The organism is Eleftheria terrae, from assembly GCF_030419005.1.
GTDB lineage: Bacteria > Pseudomonadota > Gammaproteobacteria > Burkholderiales > Burkholderiaceae_C > Caldimonas > Caldimonas terrae.
This window is the reverse complement of sequence record NZ_CP106953.1, coordinates 630,562-642,937: the sequence shown is the minus strand read 5'-3', so window position 1 is coordinate 642,937 and position 12,376 is coordinate 630,562. Positions and strand designations below refer to the sequence as shown.

The window sequence follows — 12,376 nt, the reverse complement described above, 5'->3', positions numbered from 1 at the left end:
GCGCGCGCCCGAGCGCGCGTCTCATTTCACGGCCGCACCCTCGGGCGCGGCGCATCAACGGTTGGTTCCGGAGCTGTCATCGGCTCCGCTTGGCAAGAGTAGAAGCACATGTGGTACGAGGGAAGGTCGGCTCAGGCGCGGCGCATCGTCAGCGCCTTTCTCAAGGCGGTTTCGCGCGTCGGTGGCAAGGCGATCGCCACCGCGGCAGTGGCCTGCCTGGGGGCCACCGCGGCGCAGGCGCAGCTGATCATTTCCGATCTGCCGGACTCGCCTGATCCGGTGCCTGCAGGGGGCATGGTGACCTACACCGTGCGCGTGGCCGAGACCAACGGCACGCCGCTGTCCGACGGCAGCTTCCGCTTCAGCATCCCAGCCAATGGCATCTACGCCGGCTCCGCAGCACTGCCGGCGGGCGTCTCTTGCACCGGCATGGCGGCTGGCCAGCCCGGCCCCGGCCTGTTGACCTGCTCGGGCATCTCGATGGCGGCCAACGAGACGGTCCAGGTGCCGCTGCGCGTGCGCTCCGTCGCGCAGGGCACCTTGTCCGTGACCGCAACGCCGTCGCCTGGCGGCTCGGCGCAGACCGAGCTGACCACCGTCAACGCTGGTGCGGACCTGGCCCTGTCGCTCAGCGGCCCGGCCACCGCACCGGCCGGTAGCACCCAGACGCTGCAGTTCACGGTGACGAACAACGGTCCCGACGCCTCGCCCGGCTCGGTGCTCAGCTACAGCGTGCCACCGGGCTTCTCGCCGACCTCCACGCCGCCCGGCTGCTCCCTGTCGGGTTCGGTGCTCAGCTGCAGCCTGGGCAGCATCGCCGTCGGCGGCTCGCGTGCGGTCTCGCTGACCGGTGTCATCGGTGCCGGGGGCGGCTCCACCGTCACGCATGCGGCCGATGTCGCTGCGGGCGGCGGCGTTGCGGACGGCGTGTCGGACAACAACACCGCGAGCTTCAACACCGCCGTCACGGCGGGCAGCGCCGTCTCGATCGGCAAGACAAAGTCGGTGGCCGACCCGGTCTTCACCGGCACGCGCTTCAACTTTGTCCTCCACCCCCGGTATAGCGGCGACTATCCGGTGGGGGCACAGGTGCAAGACAACCTGCCGGCGCCGTTCTGCTATGCCGGCAGCAGCACCAGCTTCTCCAGCAACGGCTGGAGCTGCACGGCGACCAGCAGCTGCCCCTCGGCCGGGCCCTCGGTGTCCTGCACCCAGGACGGCGCGGGCGTGGCGGGCGCCAATGTGTCGATGGGCCAGATCGTCATTCCGGTGCAGGCCATCTCGACCGGCCCGGGCGTGATCAACACGGCAACCATCACGGCGCCCGGCGCCACCTCGGCCAACGGCTCGGTCGCCACCACGGTGGCCGACCCGCTGTCCGACCTGCGCGCCAACAAGAGCAGGAGCTGGCCGCAGTCGGCCGTGCCGCTGAACCAGCCCTTCAACTATTCGGTGTCGACCACCAACCTCGGGCCGACTGCCTTCCCCGCAAGCGGCGTCATCACCCTGACCGACACGGTGCCCGCCGGCCTGCAGGTCAACAGCGTGTCGCCGCCGGCCGGCTTCAGCTGCAGCTCCAGCGGCGGTGCGTCCTATCCGCAGGCGGGCCCGGTCACCATCGTCTGCACCAGCAGCGGCGTGACGCTGGGCGTGAACGCCACCACGCCTGCCATCACCCTCAATGCACAGGCGACGGTCGCGGGTGCGGTGCTGACCAACCAGGTGTGCAACTCGTCCACCGGTGGTCCGGTGGACAACCAGGCAGCCAACGACTGCGCCTCGGTCAGCGTCACGCCCCAGGACATGGCGGAGCAGGCGCAGCTCTCCACGCTCAAGCGCGTGCTGGGCATCGGCGACTCGGCGCTCAACCGGCAGCTGGCCGGGCAGCCGGTCACCTGGGAGATCGAAGTCGTGAACGCAGGGCCGGCCACGGCCACCGACGTCGCAGTGACCGACGTGTTCAACAACGTCTACAACGCTGCCCCGGGTGACTACAGCCTGGCCACCGTGCCCGGGGCCGCCACCTTCGGCAGCTGCGCGCTTGCCGCCGGGGCCAGCAACGTTTCCCTGAGCAACTGCCGCATCGCCAGCCTGCCGGTCTGCACCGCGGCTGTCGACTGCCCGCGCATCCGGGTGACGGTGCGCCATTTCGGCAACGGCACCACGGCGTCGAACGACTTCCAGGTCAACAACACCGCCTTCGCCCTGGCACAGGACCAGGGCGACGGCAACCTGTCGAACAACACCTCGCCGACCGCCACCGCCTACTTCCTGGCGCGCGCCGATGTCACGGTGACGAAGGCCGACAACCCGGACCCTGTGCCGGCCGGCCAGCAGCTCACCTACACCATCACGGCGAGCAACCCGGCTGCCACGAGCGCCAGCACCGCCTTCGACGTGACGATCAACGACACGCTGCCCGAAGGCCTGGTCTTCCTCTCGGCCACGCCGAGTGGTGCCGGCAGCTGTTCCCAGACCCCGGGCGTTGGCGCCACCACCACGGCGGCCAACAAGACGCTGTTGTGCACCTGGCCCTCGATCTCGCGGGGCGGACAGCAGACGGTGAGCGTGCGCGTGCGTCCGCTGGCCGCGCTGAGCACCGCCGGTGGCGGCAGCGGCAGCATCACCAACAGCGTGACGGTGAGCACGAGCACGCCGGAGGTGGCGGGCGGTGAGAACAACAACAGCGCCACCCAGGCCACCGCGGTGGTGGCGCCCAGCTACGACCTGCTCGTCAACAAGACCGACGATGCCGACCCGGTCAACGTCGGCGACGACGTGACGTACACGCTCACCGTGACGAGCAACCGTGCATCCACCGCCGAAAACGTGGTGCTGACCGACACGCTGCCGACCGGCGCCGGTGCGCCGACCTTTGTGGAGGTGGTGCAGCCGCTGCCCGCCGGCGTCACCTGCAGCACCCCGGGCGCCAGCGTGGGTGCCGCAGGCGGCACGGTGCGCTGCCTGATCGCCCAGCTGGGCGGCACCGGCAGCGGCTCGACGGGCGAGACCGCCTCGGTGCAAGTGCGCATTCGGCTGCGCGGCGCCGACAAGGGGCAGTACACCAACCAGGCCAGCGTCGGCTTCGCCGATTCCTCGATGGATGCGCTGGACGCGCTGCCCGGCAACAACATCGCCAGCCAGCCGACCACCTTCCGCCTGAAGGCGGACGTGCAGGTCGTGTCCAAGCAGGCGGTGCGCGCCGGCACGGTCACGCCGTTGGCCAGCGCGGCTTCGTCGCAGGCCTTCGACTGGCTCGTCCTGGTCCGCAACAACGGACCGCAGGCGGCCGAGATCACCACCTTCACCGACAACCTGCCGGCAGGCCTGGTGCTGGCTGGCGCGCCCAGCTTCAGCGTGACGGCTGGCACGTTCTCGCCCGCAGCGCCCGCGTGCAGCGGCGCAAGCGGCGGCACCGCGGTGAGCTGCGCCATCGCCAGCATGCCGGCCGGTGGTACCGCCACGGTGCGTATTCCGGTGCGCTTCAGTGGCACACCGGCCAATGGCAGCTCGTTCACCAACACGGCCAGCATCGTGACCACCGGCTCCGGTGACACCAACGGCGGCGCCGACCCGAACGCCGGCAACAACTTCAGCAGCGGCGCCATCACCGCACAGACCGCCAGCCTGTCCGGCCGCGTCTACCACGACCTGAATGGCAACGGACAGCCCGACCCGGGCGAGCCCGGCCTTGCCACCACGATCAACCTGACCGGCACGGACGACGCCGGCGAGCCCGTCACCCGGAGCGTGATGAGCGATGCCGCCACCGGGGCCTACAGCTTCCTGCTGCCTGCCGGCACCTACACGCTGGTCGAGACGCAACCGGCCGGCTTCCTGCCCGGCATCACGCGGGCGGGCACCGTTTCGGGTGCCGGCAGCAGCGCCGGCAGCGTGCCGACCGGGGGCGCCGGTGTCAGCTCCGGGCCCAGGGGCTCGAATGCCAACGTCATCCAGACCGTCGTCCTTGGCGCTGCTGGCATGTCCGTCAACAACCTCTTTGGCGAGGTGCGCGCATCCTCGATCGCCGGCCGTGTCTACCACGACGGCGACTACAACGGCGTGGCCGGGGCGGGCGAGCCGGGCATTGCCGGCACCGCGGTGGCGCTGAGCGGCACCGACCTGTTCGGCAATGCCGTTTCCCTCACCACCACAAGCGCCGCTGCCACCGGCAGCTACAGCTTCGGCAGCCTCTTCCCCGGCCAGTACACCGTGGCGGAGGGCAGCCAGCCGGCCGGCTATGTGGATGGCACTGACAGCGTCGGCACGGCCGGCGGCAGCGCCGCGGCCAATGACCGCGTGAGCGGCATCGAGCTCGGCTCCAACGTCCAGGCCACTGGCTACGACTTTGGCGAGCAGCTGACCCGGGTGCAGGTGCGGGTCTTCGAAGACGGCAACAACGATGGCTCGGTGCAGCCCGGCGAAGCCGGCATCACCGGGGTCGCACTGCGCCTGACCGGCACGGACGCCAACGGGCGGCCGGTGGACATCGCCGCGGTGCCGGTGGCAGGCCAGCCCGGCCGCTACGAGTTCCCGAACGTGCCGCCCTCGTCCGCTGCGGGCTACACCATCACCGAGACGCAGCCCGCCACCTACGCCCCGGGCAAGGCCAGCGCCAACGGCCATCCGGGCGTCGCCCAGCCGGGCGGCAATGTGATCACCGGCGTGACGGTGCCGACCTCGGGCGCTCCGGCGACCCTGGGCGACTACCTGTTCGGCGAGCTGACCAGCGGCCAGGTGCGCGGCCGTGCCTACTACGACGTGGACGGCGACGGCAGCCAGCGCAGCAGCGGCGAGCCGGGCCTGGCCGGCGTGGTGGTGCGCTTGAGCGGCACCGACGACAACGGCAATGCGGTGGACGTGGCGACCACCACCGACGGCAACGGCGACTACGTGTTCAACAACGTGGCGCCGGGCAGCTACACCGTGACGCAAACCCGCCCCGGCGGCTACCTGCCGGGCCTGACCCGAGCCGGCAGCGTGACCGGCGCCGGCTCCGTCGCGGGCAGCGTGCCGAGCTCCGGCACCGGCGTGACGGCCGGCCCGCGCGGCTCGAACGCCAATGCCATCACCGGCATTCGCCTCGGCAGCGTGGGCGCGAGCTCGAGCAGCAACAACTTCTCTTCCGTGCGGGCGGCCAGCCTGGCCGGCCTCGTGTATGCCGACATTGCGCCGTCCAACGGCGGCCGTGATGCCGGCGAGCCGGGCATTGCCGGCGTGTCCGTCACCCTGTCGGGCACCGACCTGTACGGCCATGCCGTCACGCGGGTGCTGACGACGGCGCCTGACGGCAGCTTCGGCGCGGCCGACCTGCTGCCCGGCACCTACCAGCTCGACGAAGCTCAGCCGTCCGGCCTGGCCGACGGCAGCGAGCGTGTCGGCCAGGTGGCCGGCACGCCGCGCGGCAGCGCCAACCCGGCCGGTGCCGACGATCGCATCGGCGGCATCGTGCTGGCGTCCGAGGAAAGCGGCATCGACTACCTGTTCGGCGAACTGGGCGGCCAGCTCTCTGGCCTTGTGTACGTGGACGCCAACGGCGACGGCACCCGCTCCACCGGGGAGCGTGGCGTGCCCGGCGTGACCGTGCGCCTCACCGGTACGACGCGCGATGGCGCCGCGGTGAACCGCACGGCGGTCACCGACGCCGACGGCCGCTATGTCTTCGACGGCCTGCTGCCGTCCGACACGGCGGGCTACACCCTCACCGAGACCCAGCCCCCCACCTATGCCGACGGGCTCGATGCCGCCGGCACGGTGGCCGGTATCACGCGTGGCGTGGCGGGCAACGACGTCATCTCCGGCATCGTCTACGGCGGCGGCCAGGGCGAGAACTACCTGTTTGGCGAGCGCGGCGCATCGCTGTCCGGCCAGGTCTACAACGACGCCAATGGCAACGGTGTGCGCGAGCCGGGCGACCTGCCGATCCGCGGCGTGGTCATCACCCTGTCCGGCACCGACGCCACCGGCCGGCCGGTGTCCCGCACGGTCACGACCGGCCCGGACGGCAGCTACCGCTTCGACGACCTGCCGGTGTCCGACAGCAATGGCTACACCCTGACCGAAACCCAGCCCCCGGGCTACGACAGCGTCGGCGAGAAGCCAGGCACCCTGGGCGGCAGCGTGCCGGCCAGCAACCAGATCCGGGTGCCCATCACCGTTGCGGCGGCACAGGGCACGGGCTATGACTTCTTCGAACGCTCGCGCACCCCGGCAGCGATCACCGGCACCGTCTGGCGCGATGCAGACCATGACCGCGCACGCGCCGGTGGCGAGCCGGTTCTGGCTGGCTGGACGGCAGAGCTGGTGGGTTGTGCCGACGGCAGCACGAGCTGCGCCATGGGCGACAGCAACGTGCTGGCGGTGGCCACCACCGCCGCCGACGGCAGCTACCGCCTCGACCACCTGGTGCCCGGCGACTACCGCGTGCGGTTCCGCTCGCCGTCCGGGCAACTGGTGGGCGGCGCCTGGCCGACCGACCCGGTGCACAACGGCGCCGGCGGTCCGCACCCGACCGTGAGCGGCACCTCGCCGCGCGCCTGGATCGCGGTGAGCCCGGCGGCGGGCACCACGGTGGTCAACCAGGATCTTCCGCTCGACCCGGGCGGCATCGTGTACGACAGCCTCAGCGCCCAGCCGGTGGCGGGTGCCAGCGTGGCGCTGCAGGGCCCCACTGGCTTCGACCCGCAGCGGCACCTGCTCGGCGGCGCGGCGTCCAGCGTCACGGCAGCCGACGGGGCCTACCAGTTCTTCCTGTTGCCGGGTGCGCCGGCGGGGGAATACCGCCTCGAGGTGACGCCGCCTGCCGCCTATGTGAACTCGCTGACCTATCCGCCGGCTGCCGGCCCGCTGAACGCCGGCAGCTGCTCGGCGCCGTCGGGCTTCGCCGATGCGAACGCTGCAGAGCCCTGCGTGGTGAGCCCCGGCCTGCCGCAGGCGGGGGCACTGCCGCCGTACTTCCTGTGGCTGCAGGTGCCCGTGGGCGGCGCCCAGAACGTCGTGAACAACCACATCCCACTCGATCCACAGGGCACCGGCTCGGCCATCGAGCTGCGCAAGACCACGTCCAAGCTGACGGTGAAGAAGGGCGAGCTCGTGCCCTACGTCATCACCGCGCGCAACACCCGGGCCGTCGGCCTGGCCAATGTGGTGCTGGTCGACACCCTGCCTCCGGGGTTCAAGTACGTGGGCGGCTCGCTCACCGTGCAGCGGCTGCCCACCGGCGCCGTCGAGACCGTGGTGCCGCAGCTGGAGGGCCGGCGCCTGAGCCTGCCCGCCCGCAGCTTTGCCGCCAACGAGAGCCACAAGGTCTCGATGGTGCTGGGCGTGGGCACCGGCGTGGGCGAGGGCGAGTACCTGAACCAGGTCGTGGCCACCCAGGGAGCCGGCGGCAACGCCTTGTCGAATGTGGCGACCGCCACGGTGCGGGTGGTGCCCGATGCGCTGTTCGACTGCACCGACGTGATCGGCAAGGTCTATGACGACAAGAACGCCAACGGCTACCAGGAGGACGGCGAACCCGGCCTGGCCGGCGTGCGGCTGGCAACGGTCAACGGCCTGCTCGTGCAGACCGACGCCCAGGGCCGGTACCACCTCGCCTGCGCGGCGGTGCCGAAGGAAGGCACCGGCAGCAACTTCGTGCTGAAGCTCGACGAGCGCACCTTGCCCTCCGGCTACCGGGTGACCAGCGAGAACCCGGCTTCCGAGCGCCTGACGCGCGGCAAGGTCGTGAAGATCAACTTCGGCGCCACCGTGCACCGGGTGGTCCGCCTCGACCTGCGGGCCGACGCCTTCGAGGCCGGCAGCCAGGCGCTGAAGCCCGAGTTCACGGCCCAGCTCGGCCGTGTGATCGACGCCCTGGTGCAGCGGCCCTCCGTGCTGCGCCTGGCCTACCGGCCCGCCGCCGGTGAGGCCCAAGGGCTGGCCGATGCGCGCATCGCCGCGCTGAAGGCAGATCTGTTCGAGCGCTGGCGGCGACAGGGTGCCGCACAAGCGCGGGCCTTGTTCAACCTGGACATCGAGGTCGAGCGGGTGCCGGCCTCCGTCACCCCCTGACGGAGCGCCTGCATGCACCTCCACCCTCACGTCCGACTCCAGTTTGTCCAGGCCATGAACGTCCGTATTCGCATGACCCCCTTTCGCCACGCCGCGCTGTCTGGCGCCGTCGCGGCCGCCTGCCTGGCCATGGCCGCGCAGGTCGTCGCCCAACCCGCCAGCCAGCAGCCCATGCCACCGGACGCCCACTGCGGCACCGATGCGCGCGGCCGCTTCAACGACCGCTGCACCGCCGACCGGCGGGCGGTGGAGGTCCATGGCGTCGACCGCCTGCCCGAGACCTCCGAGCGCGAGCTGCCCAAGCTGACCTTCATCCTGGGCGACGAGCGCACGCTGCAGGAGCGACGCCACGAGGACAGCGTGCAGCTGCCCGGTGCGGCCGAGGACCGCAGCGACACCCACACGCCGCGCTTCGACTCCGGCGCCGACCTGCTGAAACCCGAGGACCGTCGCCGGCTGGACGACATCGTGGCCAAGGTCAAGGGCCGGCCGCAGCTGCGTTTCGAGATCGTCGGCCATACCGACGTGCAGCGGATCAGCCGCTCGCTCCGGGCGCGCTTTCCCGACAACCAGGCGCTCGGCCTGGCCCGTGCGCACCAGGTGGGCCGCTACCTCACGCAGCAGCTCGGCCTGCCCGAGACGGCCTACCAGGCCGCATCGAAGGGACCGGACCAGCCCCGTGCCGAGCCGCGGGAGGCGCCTGCCAACTGGGCCGCCAACCGGCGCGTGGAAGTCAGCGTCTACTGGCAGGAAGAAGCCGCCCCGCGCGCGATGTCGTCGGTGCGTCTGGAACGCAGCGACCCGACCGAGTGCAACATGCTGACGCCGTATGCCGAAGGCGACGGCCCCTTGCGCATCACCATCGACGGCGATCCGCAACTCGGCAAGGACTCGTCCAGCGCGGATCGCCAGCGCTGCATCGACGTTCGCCTGGAACGGCACCGGCTTCGCCTGCAGTACGACAGCCTGGCGCAGAGCCGGCGCCTCAACGCGGCCGCCTGGCCGACCACGGTGGCGGCGGGCGACACCGTCCGGTTTGCCGGCTACAGCAACTACCTGCTGTTCCTGAAGAAGGCAGAGCTGCGCGTCTACACCGCCAATGACGTTCGACAGGCGCGCCTGCTGGCCACGGTGCCGCTCGACCGCGAGCTGCGCGGGCAGTGGCAGGTGCCGCCCGGCCTCGCGGAGCGTTTCGCCGATGCAGCCGGCGGCAAGCTGTACTACCGGCTGCGCGTGTACGACGCCACCGGCAATTTCGACGAGACGGGCGACTTCACCCTCACGCTCGGCGACCGTCCCACCGCGGCGGACGTGCAAGCGCGGGCCGACAAGGAATTGATGGCCGCCTACGGCGACAGCCGCCTGGCGATCACCAACATCGCAGTGCGCGGCGGCACGGTGACGGCCAGCGGCGAAGCGATCCGGGCCGACCAGAAGGTCCGGGCGCTGGGCCATGCCGTCCCGGTCGACGCGCACGGGCGCTTCGTCTTCCAGCAGATCGTGCCGCGCCGCGTGCACACTGGCGAAATCGCGGTGCTGGATGCCGATGGCAGCCAGCGCGTCTACCGGCGCGACTTCGAGGTGCCGCAGGAAGACTGGTTTTTCGTCGGCCAGGCCGACCTCACCGTGGGCCACCATCGCGTGCGGGGGCCGGCCGAGGCCGTCCGCCAGGACGAGCGGTACGGCAGCAAGCACTGGGAAGAGGGCCGCCTGGCCTTCTATGCCAAGGGACAGCTCAACGAGCGCTGGACCCTCACCGCCAGTGTCGACACCGAGGAGCGGGCGCTCGACGAGCTGTGGAAGAACCTGGACCGCAAGGACGCGGCCTCGCTGTTCCGCCGGATGGACCCGGCCGATTCCTGGTCCACCTTCGGCGACGATTCGACCACCATCGAAGACGCACCGACCCAGGGGCGGGTCTACCTCAAGGTGGACGACGGGCGATCGCACGCGCTGTGGGGCAACTTCAAGCTGGCCCTCAACGAGACCGAGCTGGCCCAGGTGAGCCGCGGGCTGTACGGCCTGCACGGCCGGTATGCCGGCACCGAGTCCACCGAGGCCGGCGATGCGCGGCTGCGGATCGACGCCTATGCGGCGGAGCCCGGCACCTTGTCGGCCCGGGAAGAGCTGCGCGGCACCGGCGGCTCGCTCTACTACCTGCGCAACCAGGACCTGACCCGGGGCGCCGAGCGCGTCCATGTCGAGGTGCGCGACCGCGACTCGGGCCTGGTGCTCTTGCGGCGGCAGCTGGTGCCGGCCTCCGACTACGAGGTCGACTATCTGCAGGGCCGGGTGCTGCTGAGTGCGCCGCTGCCCAGCCTGTCGGACGACGGCAGCATCGTGCGTGCCGGCGGGCTGACCGGGCAGCCCACCTTCCTGGTGGTGGACTATGAATACGCGCCGCTGCTGAGCTCGCTCGACACGCTCGCGGTCGGCGGCCGGGTGTCCTGGTGGGCGACCGATGCGCTGCGTGTCGGCATGACCGCCTCGCGCCAGCAGCAGGTGGGCGGCGACCAACGCCTGGGCGGCGTGGACCTGATGCTGCGCAAGACCGAGACCACCTATCTGAAGGCCGAAGTGGCACGCAGCGAAGGCCCGGGCACCACCCAGCTCACCTCGCTCGACGGCGGCTATCACTTCTCGGGAGCGCCGCTGGATCGCGACACCGACGCCAGCGCGTTCCGGGTGGAAGGCCAGGCCGACCTGCGCGACTTCGGGCTGACGAAGGCGGGCCGTGCCGGTGCCTATGTGCAGGTGCGCGAAGCCGGCTTCTCGGCGCCGGGGCAGCTGGCGGCCAACGAAACGCGCCAGGCCGGCGTGTCTGGCTCCTTGGCCCTCAACGACCGCACCGAGCTGAAGCTCAAGGCGGATCGTCGTGACGAAGAGCAGGGCTACGACAGCGATGCGGCCGAGGCCCAGCTCGGCGTGCAGCTCACGCCGAACTGGAAGCTGTGGGGCCACCTGCGCCACGATCGCAAGGACACCGATGCCGTGGTCACCAGCCCCTCGCTGCCCGCCACCCAGGCGGTGGAAGGCGAGCGCACCGATGTCGGTCTGCAGCTGGACTTCGACAGCCTGCGCGACTGGAGCGTCTACGGCTTCCTGCAAGGCACCGCGCGCCGCACCGGCACGCGGCGTGACAACGACCGCGGCGGCCTGGGCGGCCGCTACCGTGTGAACGACAAGCTGGCGCTGCATGGCGAGCTGTCTGGCGGCGATGGGGGCCTGGCTGGCAAGGCGGGCGTCGACTACCAGTACGACGACCGCTCCAGCGTGTACCTGACCTATGTCCAGGACACCGGCCGCACCGACGAGAACACCCTGGGCCGCGGCGGCACCATGGTCACCGGCTTGAAGTCGCGCGTCGGCGAAGGGTGGAGCGCCTACACCGAGCACCGCCACAGCACCGGCGCGCAGCCCGGGCTCACCCATGCCTACGGCGTGCAGTACGCCCCGGACACCCGCTGGACGGTGGGCGTGCACCTGGAGACCGGCCGGGTCGGCCGGGAAACCCTGGGCGAGCTGGAGCGCCAGGCGGTGGCCCTGTCCGCCGGCTATGCCACCGAGCAGGTCCGCTACAGCGGCGGCGTCGAGTACCGGGATGACCGCGGCACGGCCGACCATCGGCAGAGCTGGCTGCTGAAGAACGCCTTGAGCTACAAGGTGGGCGACGACGCCCGCTGGCTTGCCAAGCTGAACTGGGCCGACAGCGACAGCTCGCAGGGCGCGCTCGCCGCCGCCAGGTACACCGAGGCCGTGCTCGGCTATGCCTTCCGCCCGGTGCTCAACGACAAGCTCAACCTGCTGTTCAAGTACACCTACCTGTACGACCTGTCGTCACCAGGCCAGGTCTCGGTGACCGGGGTGACGTCGCAGGCGGTGTCGAGCACCGGCATCGACTACCAGCAGCGCAGCCATGTGTGGGCGGCCGACGTCAACTACGACCTGAGCCCCCGGTGGACCATCGGCGGCCGGTATGCCTGGCGCCGTGGCGAGCTCAAGCCGAGCCGCGACGACGCCGCCCCCTGGTTCGAGAGCACGGCGACGCTGGCGGTGCTGCGGGTGGACTGGAAGGTCGTGCGGCAGTGGGACTGGCTGGTCGAGCTGCGTTCGCTGCGCGCCGAGGAGCTGAAAGACCGGCGCACGGGCTGGCTGACCGCCGGCTACTACCACCTCAACGAGAACTTCAAGGTCGGCATCGGCTACAACTTCACCAACTTCTCTGACGAGTTGACGGACCTGGACTACCGCAGCCGCGGCTGGTTCCTCAACATGTTGGGCAAGTTCTGACCGGGAGTGCGCGCGGCGGCGCCGCGCTGGCATG

The 12,376-nt window shown here is 71.1% G+C and carries 2 protein-coding genes; both read left to right on the top strand.

The window, feature by feature from the left end; translation table 11 throughout:
• The first annotated feature begins 108 nt into the window (after nt 1-108).
• Nucleotides 109-8,052 carry an SdrD B-like domain-containing protein gene (locus tag N7L95_RS29305; RefSeq protein WP_301261129.1) on the top strand — a complete coding sequence of 2,648 codons (7,944 nt, stop codon included), beginning with the start codon at nt 109-111 and terminating at the stop codon, nt 8,050-8,052.
• 72 nt (nt 8,053-8,124) lie between these two features.
• Nucleotides 8,125-12,342, top strand: a complete 4,218-nt coding sequence (locus N7L95_RS29300; RefSeq protein WP_301261128.1) for an OmpA family protein — start codon at nt 8,125-8,127, stop codon at nt 12,340-12,342.
• Nucleotides 12,343-12,376: the final 34 nt, after the last annotated feature.